The 16,624-nt window shown below is 60.6% G+C and carries 14 protein-coding genes and 1 other annotated feature; of the genes, 5 read left to right on the forward strand and 9 right to left on the reverse strand.

The features are described from left to right. Positions 1-171: 171 nt before the first annotated feature. From AB0L97_RS35920 to AB0L97_RS35960, 9 genes are all read right to left on the reverse strand, one after another. A complete protein-coding gene (locus tag AB0L97_RS35920) occupies positions 172-696 on the reverse strand; it encodes a hypothetical protein (RefSeq protein ID WP_364438748.1) in 525 nt (174 codons plus the stop codon). Next, a complete protein-coding gene (locus AB0L97_RS35925) occupies positions 693-1,982 on the reverse strand; it encodes a long-chain fatty acid--CoA ligase (protein WP_364438751.1) in 1,290 nt (429 codons plus the stop codon). The genes AB0L97_RS35920 and AB0L97_RS35925 overlap by 4 nt, the downstream gene beginning before the upstream one ends. A 108-nt stretch (positions 1,983-2,090) precedes the next feature. Next, entirely contained in the window at positions 2,091-2,933 is an 843-nt protein-coding gene (locus AB0L97_RS35930) for a patatin-like phospholipase family protein (RefSeq protein WP_364438754.1), read from the reverse strand. A 163-nt stretch (positions 2,934-3,096) separates the two neighbouring features. After that, entirely contained in the window at positions 3,097-4,470 is a 1,374-nt protein-coding gene (locus AB0L97_RS35935) for an aldehyde dehydrogenase family protein (protein ID WP_364438757.1), read from the reverse strand. Next, positions 4,470-5,540, reverse strand: coding sequence for a phenazine antibiotic biosynthesis protein (locus tag AB0L97_RS35940; protein WP_364438760.1), 1,071 nt, complete (start codon positions 5,538-5,540; stop codon positions 4,470-4,472). The genes AB0L97_RS35935 and AB0L97_RS35940 overlap by 1 nt, the downstream gene beginning before the upstream one ends. 29 nt (positions 5,541-5,569) lie before the next feature. After that, complete coding sequence (locus AB0L97_RS35945; protein WP_364438763.1) at positions 5,570-6,229, reverse strand: O-methyltransferase; 660 nt, start codon at positions 6,227-6,229, stop codon at positions 5,570-5,572. Beyond that, entirely contained in the window at positions 6,229-7,086 is an 858-nt protein-coding gene (locus AB0L97_RS35950; protein WP_364438766.1) for a hypothetical protein, read from the reverse strand. The genes AB0L97_RS35945 and AB0L97_RS35950 overlap by 1 nt, the downstream gene beginning before the upstream one ends. 11 nt (positions 7,087-7,097) lie before the next feature. After that, complete coding sequence (locus tag AB0L97_RS35955) at positions 7,098-8,174, reverse strand: aromatic amino acid lyase (RefSeq protein ID WP_364438769.1); 1,077 nt, start codon at positions 8,172-8,174, stop codon at positions 7,098-7,100. Between the two features lie 259 nt (positions 8,175-8,433). Next, positions 8,434-9,459, reverse strand: a complete 1,026-nt coding sequence (locus AB0L97_RS35960; RefSeq protein WP_364438772.1) for an alcohol dehydrogenase catalytic domain-containing protein — start codon at positions 9,457-9,459, stop codon at positions 8,434-8,436. A 767-nt stretch (positions 9,460-10,226) separates the two neighbouring features. Between AB0L97_RS35960 and AB0L97_RS35965 the strand changes: the two genes are divergently transcribed. From AB0L97_RS35965 to AB0L97_RS35985, 5 genes are all read left to right on the forward strand, one after another. After that, positions 10,227-11,300, forward strand: coding sequence for a polyprenyl synthetase family protein (locus AB0L97_RS35965; protein ID WP_364438775.1), 1,074 nt, complete (start codon positions 10,227-10,229; stop codon positions 11,298-11,300). A gap of 265 nt (positions 11,301-11,565) precedes the next feature. Next, the gene (locus AB0L97_RS35970) at positions 11,566-13,773 is read left to right on the forward strand and encodes a hypothetical protein (protein ID WP_364438778.1); all 2,208 of its coding nucleotides are present in this window, start codon (positions 11,566-11,568) and stop codon (positions 13,771-13,773) included. Between the two features lie 997 nt (positions 13,774-14,770). Beyond that, positions 14,771-15,346 carry a hypothetical protein gene (locus AB0L97_RS35975; RefSeq protein WP_364438781.1) on the forward strand — a complete coding sequence of 192 codons (576 nt, stop codon included), beginning with the start codon at positions 14,771-14,773 and terminating at the stop codon, positions 15,344-15,346. A gap of 239 nt (positions 15,347-15,585) precedes the next feature. Beyond that, positions 15,586-15,912 (forward strand): transposase, encoded by a 327-nt coding sequence (locus AB0L97_RS35980; RefSeq protein WP_051021519.1) that lies wholly within the window; start codon positions 15,586-15,588, stop codon positions 15,910-15,912. Beyond that, positions 15,873-16,001, forward strand: a sequence feature (AL1L pseudoknot). It overlaps the preceding gene by 40 nt. Further along, positions 15,909-16,544: an IS3 family transposase gene (locus tag AB0L97_RS35985; RefSeq protein ID WP_364438785.1), complete on the forward strand. Its 636-nt coding sequence runs from the start codon at positions 15,909-15,911 to the stop codon at positions 16,542-16,544. It overlaps the preceding feature by 93 nt. The genes AB0L97_RS35980 and AB0L97_RS35985 overlap by 4 nt, the downstream gene beginning before the upstream one ends. Positions 16,545-16,624 lie beyond the last annotated feature (80 nt).

A 16,624-nucleotide genomic window follows, 5' to 3' on the forward strand; every position in this document is an offset into this window, starting at 1 on the left:
AGAGAATACGAAGCCGCCGAGGAAGCGATGTTCCGCACCGCCCTGGCCTGGGGTGGGTGCGGGTCTCCTGAAGTTGGTCTGGATGCTGTTTACGTGGCGAGACAGTAGTCAGCGGGGTGGTACTGACGGCGAATGGCCCGGTGTGGCAGAAACCTTTCCACCGTTGGTAACTTACTCTAGTGTTGGGCTCGGCGCCCTCGGTGTCGGCACGTGGGCGCGAAGCGCCCTTCGCAGAACCTCAACTGCGCTGTCGACATCGGTAATCTTGTGGAGCTCATCGCTCGATACCAGGACAGCTTGTCCGTAACGCTGTTCCATAGAATGCAGCAGCCATGTCCGTGCAAGAGAGTTGATCTGTTCAGGAACCTCGGCATCTGCGCCATTCAGTTGACCGAGCAGTGAGATGACGTCTGCTCGAGTTGGCAACTGAGCGCCAATCGCCTCGGCGTTGCGATCCACCAGCGCGTCGAAAATGCTGACCATTTCGGTGATTGCCATGGCTGCCAGCCGCTCGACGCTCGTGTCGGGAAAAGTTACGCCAAGGCGTTTCTCCATAGCCAGAACCAGCTCGATAAGGTTATCGGCGGCCAGCCCCAAGCCCGCATCGCCGAGAACCGTCGACCCTGATGCGGCGGAGTCCCCATATCCGATGGCGCGTAGCGCTTCGCGGAACTGAATCTCAGCCTTGCTTCTCATCGAGCTTCCTCCGCTGCTTGCGCCAGGCGACGTGGATCGCGAATCCGCTTGCCCGTCGGCGTGGCCGGCAATGTTGGCAGGACATGGTAGTTGCTGGGCATCTGGTGCGCGGCGAGCCTGCGCCCAACCTCGGCCCTGACCCGATCCACCGAGCCACTCTCTGCCAGTGCCAAATATGCCTTAATACTTCTTCCATCGTGGACCACGGTGGCTTCTCGCACGCCATCAACGCTGGTCACGATCCGTTCTATTGCCATCAGGTCAACCTTCAGGCCGCCGACCGCAATCTGCGAGTCGAGCCTGCCGTGCAGCGTCACGAAACCATCCGGAGACAAGGTAGCCGCGTCCCCTGTGCGAAACCAGCCGTTGTCCCACCGTTTCTCCTTGGATTCGTCCACGTAAGGCGACTTCTCCATGGCGATCAAGAGCTCTCCAGAATGATCGATTCCTGCCCGCACCCCAGGGGCGAGAACGCCGACCGCCGGCCGAAACCGACCATCGAGGTCAGCGGCGATCATGCCCACCTCCGTCATACCGTATGCTTGGCCGACCTTGACACCGAAGCGCTCGGCAATCAACTCACACAGCTCGGCGTCGACAGCCTCACCGGACGAAACGACACGACGAAATTGTGGCAGCTGCGGTGGTTCCGAAACCGTTGCGAGCATTTTCAAGTGGAAGGGCACACCTAGAAGTGTTGTGGGACCGATACTGTCCTGAACACAGCGCAGCAGGCCGTGCGCGGTGACCTGTTCCGGAATGATGAGGGTGCAAGCAGAGCGCAACGCGTGCAAGAGCCAGAACAGCCCATACGCGTAGGCAAAAGAGATTGCAGCAACGATACATTCGCCCTTGGCTGGTGCGCCGTCGACGCCGGCGGTCTTCTCGACCTCGTCCATCAGATCCGAGACAGTCCGCCCGATACCCTTCGGCAGTCCTGTCGAGCCCGAGCTGAAAAGAATGAGTGCGTGCTCGCTGTCTCGCGGCTGTCCGGGGCGGGGACGATATTGCACCGCAAGCTGATCTCGACCGGCTTGCAGGTTGGCTGCAGTCACCGTTACCTGTGGACGGCACCAGTCCACTATCCCTTCCCACTGCTCCTGCGGCACGCGATGATCGACTATGACAAGCCTGGCACCGAGCCGCCAAGTGGCAAGAATGACAGCGGTGCTTTCAACGCAAGGTGGAAGTTGGACAGCAACTGAGGCATCCGGACCCACCTCCAAGTCCGCTAAGATGCGCTGGGATTCGATGACCTCCTGCCACAATCCGTCATAGCGCAGCACACGTGTGGCACGTATGCACTCCTGGGCACCAGGCCCGCTGAGCAGAACGTCATCGACCCACTCACCGCCTGGGAGGGCACGTTCAACCGGCCTGAACATAGCTGACTCCTAACATCCGAACCAAATGCGGGATACTTCGGCTGCTGCCGCTGCCGCCTCGTCATGGCCGGCCTTTGCCGTCGTAGCCAACTGTGAGGGGTCGAGCGGATTTTCCGGCACTCTCTCGGCAACCACCGTGACAACCGAGGCGCCAGTTGTTGCGGCCAAGTCTGCCGCCTGATCGACCACCTTGCCGGGCCCGAATCCCTCGGGCATTGGGGCGAGAACCACTACCCGGTCACAATCCGCGGCGAGATCCGCATTTGCCGGCGATCTGAGGAAACCGTCGATCCAACGACGTCCGAGTGCCTCCACGGGCCGATACGCGAAAGGAAGTGCGCAGCTTGCGGCGACAGCCGTTTGCAAGGGCACGCCATCCTGTCGGCGCAGTGCGACGAACTCTCCGCTGTTCGCATCGACGGCAGTCAACAGCAGCGTCGGATGCTCCGGCCAATCCGATGCCGGTATCCGAGCGGCAACGGAGTCGCTCACGTCGTCTGCCGAAGCGGTTTGTGCTGCAGCCAATGCGGCATGCCCTACCCGCGCACGAGCCAGCTGTGGGTTTGCCTCGCCGGCCATCATCGAGCCGAGGCTCGCCAGCGCAGCGGCATTCAACTCACGCACAGGCTCAGGATGCAGCGGACTGAGATACCTAGCATACAGATGCTCCAGGTCGGCGCCGGTTGTGATCAGCGCGCCGACAATCGCCCCTGACGACGTTCCTATGACAACATCGGGCTGGCTCAGGTCGACACCTGCCTCAGCCAACCCATAGAGCATGCCGACCAGCCAACCCGTACCAGTCAGGCCACCACCTCCAAGGACAAGTGCCCTACGACAGTTCGAATCCATCACCTATCCTCTTTCAATTCGTCATTGTTCTTGTTGTCAACGGAAAACCCCGGTGTCGCTGGTGACAGGAATGGGCCCGGTAGAAACAGCAGCAGCGAGCCGTCGCCGCAGGTTGTGACTCCACGGCGCCGCAGGTTCGTCTCCGTAAAGCGTCCCGGCCAAGTCACCAACCAATCATCGCTTTAGTTCGCATAAGACCTTCGCCGAGATAGCCATCGTGGGGAAGGTTTGGCTGCTTGTGAGTCGTCGAGGTGCCGCCGAGATAGAGATTGGTGATACTCGGCTCGGCACGCAGGTTTTCGATGAGCTGGCGGTCTTCTGTCATGGCGGTGAGGACAAGGGAGTTTTTCAATGGGGCGATACCGTCCTCGGGTTGCCATGGACCGACCCATACGCAGGGAGACGGCAGTTCGGCTTGGAGCTGCGGCGCATCCGCGGTTGCGACCTGGTGTACAGCAGGTCGCAGCACCGCGCCTCCCCCGGGGAGTTCATCGACGATTGTGTCGCCGCCCAGCCATGCGCGGGTGCCCTGCGCGGTGCGGCGCAGCTGAGCGTCGATCTGTCGCGCACGCTCCACCGGTTGGACTGTCAGGACCGACTCGGGATGGTCGGACGGGAGACTGGGAATCCGGGCAAGTTTCTCCGCGAGAGCGCGGGCTAGCGGCGCGGGGTCGTCTTCGACGAGAACTGCGGTGGCGCAGACACACGCTGCGCCGCCGTGGCCGCTCACCGAGTCGGCGATGACGTCGATCATATCGCGCCAGTCGACGTCATTGGTTACCAGGATCTTCGACCGTCCGGGGCCCTGGAGGAGGACGCGGCGATTGTGGGCGTACGTGTTGATTACGTCTTGGCCGCCATAAACGATTGCATAGTCCGCTGTGGTGACGACGACCTCTGCGGTGGCGTGGTCGGTGGGCAACAGCGTGATCGTTCGCTCGTCGAAACCGGCTTCCCGCAGTGCCGCGACGAGCCTGGCCGGGGTGAACGGTTCCCGGTTGGATGGTCGCACCGCCACCGCATAGCCCAGTGCCAACGCCTCGGGCCACAGTCCGTGCGCGGCCGGGGTATTGCCCGGGGCGTGCACGGCGAACAGGTGCCCCTTGCGTGTCCACACCACTGCGCCGTTCCTGGTTTTCGGCTCGGCTCCCTCTGAAACTGCACCCCGGGGCATCGCCGATTCCACTCTGAATTGCACTGTGCGCAATGCCTCGGTGATCGAGTCGATCGACTCGATCACCACCGGCAGCGGCACCCCCGACACGCGAGAAACCACACGCGCGTAGTCGCCGGGCGCGAGCCCGAACAGCGTACCGGTGGCATAAATGTCGGCTGCCTTGTTCAGCATCGTGATCCGATCAGCCAGGTGCGGCGTTGTCGCTGCGCGCATAGCAGCCAGAGTTCGCCGAATATATACCGGCGGGACTTGGCTGATCTCACCGATCTTATCGCCCGCCAGACTCACAATGTCGCTGCGGCGGCAGCTGCGGTAGACGCCGTGAGCGCCCAGCGCATCGATGTCCACGAGTTCGGGCATCAATACACTCCTTCGATCACCTGGTGACCGGCAAAGGATGCCACGGGCGCGACGTCTGCCACCGACGATCCCACCGCGCCAGCAGGAGCTGGGACTCGATAGCCCATATCGCGTTCCAAGTTGTTCGGGAGAAAAGCGTATTTGGTGAGATAGTTCATCACGACCTGCCCACGCTCGCCGAATTCGACGTCAGCGCCGGTATTCGGATCGACAACCCGAAAGAAGGCGTAAGGGGAGAAGCTGTCGAAAATAGGGGAGCTGTCGAAATCCTCATCGACGCGCTCACGCGCGCCGCCGAGAATGGTGGTACTCCCGTACGCAGCGCGGAAGATTATTTCCGGAAATATTTCCGTGCGGTAGAGGTGACGCGAATCCGCGTCCATGTGGGCACCACCCCAATGAATTTTGCGCACCGACCGGTTGATCAGCTCGACCAACTCGTCTTGCCGCACCATCCGCTCCAACAACGGTGGAGTGATGACCAGCAGATCCACCCTTTGCGTACGCAGAATTGCCGCGGCCTGATCGATGAGGTGCGTGACATATGCATCGGCTTCAGCGATTTTCCCCTGGGAAATCAGTGATTTTACCCACCGCGGATCCAGGTCCACGGAGAACTTCATTCCGCCGGAACGACGGGCCTGCCGGGTCGCGAGCTCACCGAGCATGTGTGGACCCGACGGCACGACGGCCAGGATGTTGACCGGCCCCGCTGCGGCCAGCTCGTAGGTCCAATCCTCCCAGGCCACGTACGTATCGATCCATTCATCGTAGAAAACGAGGCGTTTCGGGGTGCCGGTCGTGCCGCCGCTTTCGAAGACCCCGGCTATACCCGGGTTCGACCCCAACCCCCGGGGAATCAGGTCCTCGACGGCGCAGGTTCGCAAGTCGTTGACAACATTCGGAAATCGCGCGAGATCGGAGGTTCCTTCTATGTCGATAAGCGGGTCAAAATCCAGTTGTGCTGCGCGGCGTAGCCAGAACGGGCTGCCGGTACGGGGGTGGAAATGCCACTGCATGAGCGCGCGAACGTAGTCGTCGGCGTCGATCCCCGACGTGTCGGTTCTCATGTCCAGTATCGGGTCGGCTGCTGGCGTTCTCACAGGTCCTTCTTTCTGGCTACGGCGAACCCGTCTGCGATGGGCAGCCTCACAGACTCGACGCGGTCGTCGTTACGGACCCGATCGTTGAATGCGCCGATGGCTCTGGCGTTGCCCGCCGGGTTGTCGATGGCCGCCTCGCCGTAGTACAGAACCTTGTCTACGACGAGGATGCCGCCAGGACGCACTCTAGACACGAGTTGGTCCCAATAGTCGATGTAGTCGACTTTGTCGGCTTCGATGAACACGAGATCGGTGTCGGGCGCCTCAGGCGGGTCCCGCAGGGTCTCCGCTGCCGGTCCCAGCCGGACTTCGACCCGGTTGGCGACACCGGCGGCATGCCAGGAGTCACGGGCGATCGCGCTACATTCCGCCGAGATGTCGCAAGCGATCAGCTGGCCGTGCGGCGGAAGTCCGAGTGCCATCGCCAGCGTGGAATAACCGGCAAACGTGCCGATTTCGACGATCTGCTCGGCGGCCATGAACCTCACCAGCAGGGTGAGGAAGGCGGCCTGCTCACGTGGAACCTGAATTTCTGCGATTTCGCTCGACTCCAAGGTGCTGATGAGAAGTTTCTGCTGCACTATATTCGGTGGCTCGGAATGCGCCAGCAGGTACTCATAGAGTCGCTGGGGCATGACTGTTTTGAATGCGTTCACTACAAGCTTCCTTCTAGTTTCGACAAAACGCGACCGCTCTCGCGGTGGAATCGGGTGACGACGTCAGCATGGGCGCTCGGCAGGCCCGCCCATCCGCAGGGCACGGGAAGCGGCCGGTGCACGAGGTCGGATCGCACCTGCCCCAGCCTGGTCGCGAATTGTGCGAAGAACTCGTTGCTGCAGATCGGGATACGCTCAACCAGGAAAACCCGGTCGTTGATCTCCTGTTGCGCCTCGGTCGGCGGTTCCATCGGATCGTCGCTGTACTTACGCAACAGCGACTCACCATTGGGCACCAGATGAGCGGCCGCTGCCCTGTGCACGATAAGATTGGATTTCAGCGCATTCGACAGTGGAGTGAACTTGCTCAGATGGTGCGTCGCACTAATTTCGCGTAATAACGGGTGCACGGGCTCGTAATCACGTGCCCATCGATCGCTGAAGGCCGGGTCGGCGGCCATCACCAAGGGACGTATGGTCTTCCCGTGGATTTCAGTGGAACAAGAGCCCGCGTAAAGTATCAGTACCGAGTACGCATCGAGTAGCAGCGCGGTTCGGTCGACCAGCGCTGAGGTGGATTCTGATCCGGCGGACAGGTCGCGAAGGGCCTGCGCCAAAAGCCGCCACACGCAAAAAGACGCATGGTGACCGAGAATCCACCGGTACACCGCGGCGTCCTCCACTGATGGCGGCGCATACGCCGTCGCGGAAATCGAGGTGTGCCACGGCACACCGCGGGGCGACAGGTCAGTGTGCCGACAGGGGATGAACGCCGAGGCGGGCGGCGGCAAGTACAGCGGGTCGAGCGCATTCCGGCGAACATTCCTGCCTGCTCGGACCTGTCGGTACACAACCATCAAGGCCTGCCTCAGCGCGCGTCGACGGGATCGTCGTGCTCGTCGGCGATCGTGTCGAGGAGATCTGCCGCGCAGCGCACGTCCACCTCCAATTGCCGTTCGGGGTCGATCGCGGGAACCAGGGCGATCAAGCGGTGCAGGATCGTTGCGCTGGCGGGTGAGGTGGGCTCGCGTCCGCCAACGTGCACCGCCTGACGCAGCCCGACCGCCAGCGAGCCGTGTAACCAGCGCAACGACTCCGCCAGGTCGAGCGCGTTCAATGCGGCCTGCGTACCGGAAGGCACGACGTCCCCGGCGTGGCCGTTGGTCGGCAGGCTGCGCATGGAAGCGGGTGCGGCCGCTCGACACATCGCCGCGACGATCGCCGCCGTGGCCGGCCGAACGCCCTGCACGCCATCCTGCTTGCCGGGCCTCGTCGCCAACATCAGATTGCGGTTCGCCGAAGGAATTTCCCCCATGCTCCACCGTGCCCCGTTGCGGGAAGACCAATGGGTTGCGCCGAGCGATTGTGAAGTGCAGCGTTTGCCGTAGGGCTCCTGCGACTCGTCGGAAAGGAGGATCGGATCGCTGCCCAGAAGATCAGCCAACAACGCAGTCGATATCATGGCGACAATATGCGACCGGAGAGCCGATGTGACTGCCAATCCGGCCGCCGCCGCGGTCAGCGAAGTGCCGTTCACAAACGTGAGCGCGTCTAGCCCGTCCAATATGAAGGGTGCTAGACCAGCCGTTCGAAGTGTCTCGCCAGCGGGCATTCGGACTCCGGCCATCGTAGGGGCGTACTCCATGCCCAGCACGGCCACCAGTGCTGGCGATACTGCCGCAGAAATGACCGAGTGACCACGCGCCAGAGACCGCGAACAGGCCAACACCGTCGTGCGCACGACGCGAGGAGCCAACTCTGCACCCTTGCTCGCTGGCGAGTGGTGGAAGACCGTATCGCATTGGTCGGCAGCGTCCTCATTGCTGGAGAATGCAACCAGTGGCCCGAACAGGAACGCGTGACGCACGCCGACGCGTTTCAGCGTCTGATCGACGACCGCGACTTGGATGTGCTCGGCCGACCGATTCAGAATGTTCCGAGTCATCCTGTCCAGTATTCGAATGGTGGCCGTAAGCGATCTGGACGCGACAGGCATTGACGGGTTTCTCATGCGACACGAACTTTCTGGCAAGACAGATCGAAGGTGGTAATACTCATAACAGCGGATTTCTTCGACGCTGGCCTGCGGACAGTCGATCGAGATTATTTCAAGCAAGGGAAGTGCTCGACTTCTCCCGCTTGCGAGGAGATTCGTATCGCTATAACGACAATCGTCGGATGATTCTTTTGTCGTGCTCACCTCGTTATACTCGGACGAGCGTTTTGATAGCGGTGCGCTCGGCCATGGCGCGGTAGCCCGTGGCAATGTCGTCGAGCGGCACCGTCAGGTCGAAGACTGCAGCGGGATCCAGTCGGCCAGTGAGCAATTCGTCTAGCAGATACGGCAGATAGACTCGTGCCGGAGTCAACCCGCCCGTCACGGTGACGTTCCGCAGGAATCGGTAGGTCAGGTCCACTCCCTCCGGGTGTGGTGCTCCAACTACACCGACCGAGCCGCCGGGCCGGGTCACTGCGACTGCCGTGTGGAACGGTTGTCCGCCGCCGGCGCAGTCCAGCGCCGCATCGACGCCTCGACCCTTGGTCAGGTCGAGCACTCGCTCATGGGCAGGCTCGCCACGCTCGGGAACATGATCGGTAGCACCGAAGAGTTTCCCGAGGCGGGCACGACCAGGGTGTGAGCTGAGTAGAATGATTTGTTCGGCTCCGGCAAGGGCCGCCGCCAGGGTCGCGCACAGTCCCACAGCGCCGTCACCGACTACTGCCACGCTCGCCCCGCGGAAAACCCTTGTAGTTCGAATTGCATGCAAGCCTGTCGCCATGACATCTGCGAGGGTGAGCACCGCGGGCAGTCGCTCGTCATCGGCTAGCATGGGCAACTGGACCAGAGTCGTGTCGGCGAACGGAACTCTGACGGCCTCGGCCTGGCCGCCAGCCTGCTCACCGCCCCACATACCACCTTGCTCGCAAGCGGACGTTATGCTGGCGCGGCAGGGCCCGCACTCGCCGTCCGACCACATGAACGGGGCAACCACCAGCATGCCGGGACGCAGAAGACGCACCTGCTCGCCGACGTCCTCCACAACACCGATGAATTCGTGTCCGGCGCCGGGACCGGGCAGCACAGGATGCCCGTGATAGCCCGAAAGATCCGTGCCGCAGATAGAAGACAAGGTGACTCTTACGACCGCGTCCGTCGGCTCGACGATTCTAGCGTCGGGAACTTCGGAAACACGGATACGTCCCGGCCCGTCGAAAAACACTGCTTTCATTGCCGATATTCAACCTTTCATCTTCCAATCGGCGATGGGTGGTACTCGATCGGCGAATCGAGAAGCCAAGCAAGAGAATTGCCGACATCTAAGGCCATTCACGCGTGCAGCGGCAACTACAAGATGATTCCCGCATCGATGAGCCGGTCGCTGCGCGCGAATGGAAACGAAGCTCATAGTCATCAGATCATCATCCGGTAACCAGCCACCACATCTGGTGATCCTCTGCGCACGAGGCCGTCGAGTGATATGTGCATCCACGCCGCAACCGTTCCCATCTTGCTTACCCTGTCTGCTGCGTCACGCACGCTTAGCAGCATTTTTCACTGAATCGCAGTGTCGCACAATCGGGAAGTATTCTGGACATACGTACGCAAATTTAGTCCGCACCTGGGTAAAGAGAGCGGATCTGACCTTCATTCTAGGGCCCAAGTGTCATGGTTCGGCGAAAGGATCACCTGATGTCGATACGCTGGAATCCGGGGGTCTTCCAGGCAACAGCTCCTCGCGGTGCCAAGTCTCGATGAGTAGAGAGGAACCGATATCTTGAGGCAAGACTCGTTTTGGGTGGAGGGCGGTCGACGATCCGCACTCCGAACTCGCATCGTTACGATGGAAGAGTCTACGTACGTGTCTCAACTTCTTCTCCGGATGCGCGTGAATGTCGCGCGCACAGACACTATTGGCCAGTAGGTGATGGCATAATCCGTCGTGGCCGGATCACGGGCGTGCAAGGGCCTGACCTTCATACGCGGATCCGGATCCGCGTGCTCGCACATGATTTTCGGAGGATTGTCGCTGTGGCGGTTACTGCTGAGGCGCGTGGGCGAAAATCGGCTGCCGAAATACTCGAAGACGCAAGACTGGTGTTCGAACCGACGTACCGGGAGATTGTCGGCAGTCTTCCCGAGAGGATAGCTCGGATCGGGGGCTATCACATTGGGTGGTGGGATGCGCATGGACTCCCGATGAACGGTGGCGGCAAGGTGATTCGCCCGGCGTTGGTATTGACGACGACCGCAGCCCTGAGCACGGGTCCCGCCGACGCCGCGCGGGAGCGGGCAGTGGCCGCCGCCGTGGCGGTGGAGATGGTGCACGACTTCTCACTACTGCACGACGACATCATGGACGGCGATCGAACCCGCCGGGATCGTCCCACAGCTTGGGCACAATTCGGGCACTCCGCAGCTATGTTGACCGGCGACCTGTTCCTGACAGTCGCGATGGATGTGCTCGCCGCACAGGATACCGTCGCGGTGCAGATTCTCAGTCGAGCGCTGCGGGCATTGTGCGCAGGCCAGAGTGAAGATCTCTCATTCGAGAATCGGCAGACGGTCTCGCTGAGTGAATGTGTGCGTATGGCCGAGGGGAAAACCGCTGCGCTGCTGGGCGCTTCGTGCGAACTGGGAGCGTGGGCTGCCGGGGCCGATAGCGACCGGTTGCAGACGATGCGTCAGTTCGGTCTGCATCTGGGTCTGGCCTATCAACTGGTCGATGACCTGCTGGGAATCTGGGGCGATCCCTCGCTGACCGGCAAACCGATCCATGCGGATTTGGCGCGGCGCAAGAAGTCGCTGCCCGTGGTGGCCGCTCTGAACTCCGCGACTCCCGCCAGTGCAGAGCTGGCCAGCCGCTATGCCGACCCGGAACCACTCGATCCGACGGAGCAGGCACATCTGGCGCGACTGATCGAACGCGCAGGTGGCCGGGACTGGGCCGAACACACGGCCCGGGAGAACTGCGCGATCGCCCGCCGGATACTCGAACACGCTCGCCCCGAACCGGGCGCCGCTGCGGACTTGCTGAGTCTGGTCGACCTGATCACCCATCGAGACCGATGACCAGCAGGGTTCCTCGATATGCAGATCTTGCTCGAGAAGAGTCCGATCTGCATTCACCACATTACATGTGGAAATCAATCCGGAGATCCACTTCCATCGCCACCACATGGAATGAGGCAGCATGTCACCGAGTTATTCATCGGATTCCAGCGGACTGGTCCATCGAAAAAACGGGGAGACCGATCGCGTCGGTGTATATCCAAGGAACAGTTGTCAACGACCTGTCAGTGACATTATCATTGCGCAGGCCCGAGTCGATCATGCCTTGAATCGTATCGACGACAGTGCGTTACTCGAGGACGAACAATCATACGATTATCGCCTGCGGGACCAGGAAAGCGTTTTCGGTCGGGAACCCGTTCGCAGCGACCTGATCGTATGTAGCGACGATCCAGCACGTCGACCGGAACGACTAGGACCAGGCGATTCTACGGCGCAGATCGTGAAAACGCGTGGAGCGGAAAGAATATTCACCGATGCCGTGCCATATCCGCGAACGGTGGCCGACCCTATCGAGGAAGTGACCTTTCCACCATTCAACCCTGATCCGGATCATGTCCAGTTCCTACAGATTGACGTGTACGAGATCGAGGAGATTCGCAGGGAAGCGGACGGCACACTCCATGACACAGGGGAAGTCACCATGGGCGGTGACACCGGACGCAACAGATCATCCCGAATGCTTGTCTACGGCACGGGTGCCGTGCGATACGATCCGGTCGGCTTCGAGAAATTGTGTCGGATGGTTCGGTACCTGAGGCGAGACAATCTGGAGAAGGACTGTTTTCTGGTCGGTGTCAACGTCGAGGACGCACCATCCGGTGCTGCCGACGGCAATACATTCGATGCGGTTCTGACGGTTCGATGGGAAGAGCCGAAGGTTCGTACGTGGCCCATCTGCATCCGGACCGAGGGCTACTGCTACCTTTTGGTGCAGAAAACGTCGACAGGACCGGTTGTGGCCACGATGAAGGAGAGGCTCTGCGCGCTGCCGGCCTACACCACCGATCACAAAGCAAAGGAGTTGTGCGACACTGCGGTACATGCTCTGCAGGTCGGACTCGAAGCCATCGGCGCGTATGATATTCAATCCAGCGCGGGAAAATATGTGGCCGAACTGTCAAAATGGTCCGCAGTGGTCGGAGTCGGCATGGTTTTGGAGGCGTGTGGTATCCGATCCCTGGAAGAGAACCTGTTTTCCGTAGTACAGATCGATGCCGACGCGCGACCGGCGAGCACGCAGGAGGCAGTGCGAGTTCGGTCGATACAGAAAGGTGACGGGCTTCCTCGATTGCGATCGAAAGCATGGGATCACATGTTCCCCCGTGACTCCTTGGTCGGTATATCGAGGAGCCCTCAGGCAACCGCCAACACCATGGTTGCTTATTTTATCGTTTTTGGAAATGAATTGGGCAGGTTGGTGCAGCCTGCTGGGAATATCTTCTTCTACGATTATGCAATTGAAAGCAGAAGCGAATCATTGAAGGAGTGGGTCTTCGGGGTGGCGAGGAAAGTAGACTCGTTATTCGAACATCTGCCTCCATTGGATGCAACGGGTGTTCTGTGCAACCTCATGAATGGAGAAATGGTTCGATGTAAGGCCAGGGTAGAGGAAACGGCCCGGCGCCTGGGTTTCGTGAATGACCGGATGATCCTCTGGAAAGACAAGAGCGCCATGCTCCAGTATCGGGCTATCGACGGCATGGCTGGCCAACTCATACCGTATACCATGTGGACCAACGATGAGACCGAAGTTATCGGTTTTTTGGCGCTGCTGAATGACGTATTCGATTTCGCTTACGATATCAGCGTCAAGGAACCGAGCAATCTATTTCTTACGCTGACCGACGGAAAAATCGACGATGATTCGGTGAAAAATGCTTATGTGAGATTCGGTAACGGCTTGCAATACATAATCGAAAGATACAAATATGATGCGCCGGGCCTATCTGTACTCGCGACTTGTTTCTGGCAGTTGAGCAATGGCAGGCACAGGATCATTCCGTCAATCTATAACGGCACCTTAGAATATGAACACCGTTACGTGGACTTGGATCCAGGTAAGGGGCTGGTCCATATGCTGGAGAACAGCGATGGTTTGCCCGGAAAGTCATCGCTCGGCAGAACCGAATACGGGAAGCTGATCCGCGATAACGCAGCGCCTCTGGGGGTCGATGCCATTGCATTGGCGAAACTCATCACCGTGGATATCGAGAACGCCTACTTCAGGGAGGCTGAGTTCTCTGAATCGCACGTATTGAAACTCGAACAACAATTATGTGAATTGATCACGTCGTGCGCTCTGGGATGCGACCCGGCAGATACCCGGATGACAGATTTCCTGTGGATGCTCCTCGAATACATGTTTCTGAAGAGTGGCATGTATCTTTCGGCAGCGATGGGCGCGCTGAAAATCATGCACAACAGGAGGCAGGCAGACGACAGGGGAGGACTTGCCTACGCCCCATGGTAAATTCGGGTCTTCGGCGCAGCTTGAACTCTGCCTGCGCCGACACCGCCGATATCCACCCGACGGTCGGCTAGTCGCTATGGCAGGTCATTTCACCCTTCTCCATCGATTCGCCAAAGATCCAGACATCTGGAGATCGAGCGGCGCATGAAGTCGCCGTACCTCCTTGCTCGCGATCCATTCACCAAGGAAGCGTCAGCAAGCGCCTTACCTGCATCCAAGATCGCCTGCTTCATCGTAGACGGCCGACACTGAGAGGATTGCCCGAAGTGCGCACGTCGCATCTTAGGACGATAAGTCGGCGGCGCTCATCCATGGAAATGGCCGCCATCGTACATTGCCAATCGCATTCTCACATTTACGAGTGCATGCGATAAGTCGGAGCTTTGGTCCATATATGATCTCCGCTATTAGATGGTGCATTTCTTTGCCCTACCCACAACCGACGGTGCGAGCATCCAGGGCGAAGCTGATTTCCGCTGCAGCCCGTTTGTGGGTGCAGGCACAGATACGCATCGGCAGCTATGCGCTGATGACGTACGTAGTATCACTGATGGCAAGTTTACAGGATCTAGTTGCGCGAAAATATGGGTCCTGTCAGGATATAGCCGCGCGATGGATCCGTGCCGGGGAAGAGCCGGAGTCCGTACGAATCTTCGTTTTGAACTTTCTCGATCGAGAGCAAGGGTTACTCGATGTTGAAGGCACTCGATGTTGAAGGCACTCGCCGTCATGACGGCCACGGCCGCGCTGCTGATCGCGGCGCCGAGCGCCGCGGCGGCCGAGGGTACCGATGACATCCTCGGCGGCTTACTCGACCAAATCGCCAGTGCGTTCGGCAGTTCGTGCGCAAGTCCCAGCGGCGCTTGCAAGCCACGATCATATAACCGCGAGGCCGCGCGACTGCGGAGGTCCGGCGTCGTCGCCAAGTGCAACCTCTCGGCGGGGCAGCCAGCCAGCATCAGCCGATCGCTAATTACACCAACAGAACGGAAGACCTGTGACTCAGCAGCCACCACAGCATCCTGCCTCGCCGAATCCCGCTCGCCGCCGTGTCAATACGCTGTTACTCGCTGTCGGCGGCGCAGTGCTGGCGACGATCGTTCTGATCGTCCTCGTCGGCGTAGTGCTAAGCGTTGGCGAGCCGACAGCCGCAATCTCGACCAGGAGCGAGGCCGTGTCAGCATCGGCGCGGACCGACCAGCCAGCGCCACGCCATGCTCCAACGAGTCCGTTCGGCCCCTCCGACGCACGGTGCGCACCCGCAGCGACCGGTGTCGTCGAACTCGTCCAACCTGGTCTCACACGCACCGGTTGGCGGATCATCAACGGCACAGTAATCAGCGTTGGCGGCACAACGTATTTTGGTGCTTCTATCATCGATCAGGGTGGTGCGGTGAAAGACCGGTCCGATGTGTGGGTGGTACGTGGCGGAAAGGTGTACGCCAGTACCAGCGGCGCACGCGACAACACGACATTTCCGACGGCATCTGCCGCGCCGCTGAACATCGCCCCCGGTGACGAGCTCGTGCAAGCCGTCGACAGGTGCGTCGTGAACATCACGCTCGGCCGCTGATTCCCGCCCGGACAGGCGAAATCCGCCTCGGACGGCGCCGGTCCGTTCGAGGCGATTTCCCTAGTGAGGCGCCTTCTGCGTGTTCACGCAAATTGCACCCCTGATGGTAGGTTGTGTCTCCCCATGACTTGAGCCATTCAACTATCAGGGCCAGGACGACTCCGGCGCGGTATGTGATGGCCAACATGAACCGTCACGGGTTGGGGGCCGCTTCTTCCTAGAGGAAGATGGTCGCCATCATGTCGAAGCGTTACCCGCCCGAGGTTCGTGAGAAGGCTGTGCGTCTGGCTCTCGAGCGTCTCGATGAGTACGGGACTCCGTATGCTGCCGCCCAAGCTCTCGCGCCGTTGGTCGATGTCCATTTCGAGACGCTGCGGATCTGGATCAAGAAGGCTCTGGCCGAGGGGGCACGGCCGGGCGGGCAAGCCGGCCCCGGCCTGTCTTCGGCCGAGCGTGAGGAGTTGGCGAAGCTGCGCAGAGAGGTCCGAGACCTCAAGCAGGCCAACGAGATCCTGAAACTGGCGTCGGCTTTCTTCGCGCGGGAACTCGACCCGCGACACCGGTGATCGTCGGGTTCATCGATGAATACCGTCGGGTCTACGGTGTCGAGTCGATCTGTCGTGCGTTGCGCGCGCACGGAGTGCAGATCGCGCCGAGGACCTACCGCAAGGCCCGCCGTCGGCCGCCCTCGGCCCGCGATATCGCCGACGCTCACGTGGAGAACGCGTTACGAGATCTCGAGGGCAGGCCCGAGCAGATGTACGGGCGCCGCAAGATGACCCGCTATCTGCGTCGCCAGGGTCATGACGTGGCGTTCTGCACCGTCGACCGGATCATGCGTGAACTCGGGCTCAACGGTATCGTGCGGGGCCGCACGCATCGCACCACCATCCCGGCCAAGGACGGCGTGCGCGCCACCGACAAGCTCAACCGCGACTTCACCGCCGCAGCTCCGAACCTGGTGTGGGTCGCGGACTTCACCTATGTCTCGACGTGGTCGGGATGGGCCTACGTGGCGTTCGTGTTCGATGCCTACTCCCGCGCGATCGTCGGCTGGACCGCCGCGGCCACGAAGACGACCGCGTTGGTGTCCAAAGCTCTCAACATGGCCGTGTGGCGGCGTGAGCGCTACGGGCATCCGGTCGAGCCCGGCCTGATATTTCATACCGACGCAGGCAGTCAAGCCGGATTCAACTGATCGTTGCAACACCTCGATCGTGGAGGTGTCGAGGTGGGAATTGGTCCGCAGCAGAAGCGGGTTCGTGAGTACCGGGGCCA

The sequence above is a fragment of the Nocardia sp. NPDC051911 genome, assembly GCF_040681035.1.
Lineage (GTDB): Bacteria > Actinomycetota > Actinomycetes > Mycobacteriales > Mycobacteriaceae > Nocardia > Nocardia sichangensis.